The organism is Arthrobacter agilis, from assembly GCF_006494655.1.
Taxonomy (GTDB): Bacteria; Actinomycetota; Actinomycetes; order Actinomycetales; family Micrococcaceae; genus Arthrobacter_D; species Arthrobacter_D agilis.
Genome location: NZ_VHIM01000034.1, coordinates 1 through 298, shown reverse-complemented (window position 1 = coordinate 298; position 298 = coordinate 1). Strand labels below are relative to the sequence as shown.

General features: G+C 56.7%; 1 protein-coding gene. It reads left to right on the top strand.

What is annotated here, in order from left to right; translation table 11 throughout:
- On the top strand, positions 1 to 298 hold a 298-nt coding region (locus FJV46_RS15095; RefSeq protein ID WP_140995592.1), incomplete at both ends, for a class I tRNA ligase family protein.

The window sequence follows — 298 nt, the reverse complement described above, 5'->3', positions numbered from 1 at the left end:
ACAAGCGCGATTTCGATAATTTCGGCATCTCGTTCGATAATTACTACACGACGGATTCGCCCGAAACCCGGCAACTGTCGGAGAAAATTTATCTCGCGCTGCAGGAGCAGGACCTGATCGAGGCCCGCGACATCGAACAAGCCTTCGATCCAGTCAAGGAAATGTTCCTGCCCGACCGCTTCATCAAGGGCGAGTGCCCCAAGTGTGGCGCCAAGGATCAATACGGCGACTCCTGCGAAGTCTGCGGCTCGACCTACGCGCCGACCGACCTGAAGAACCCGTATTCGGTGGTGTCTGG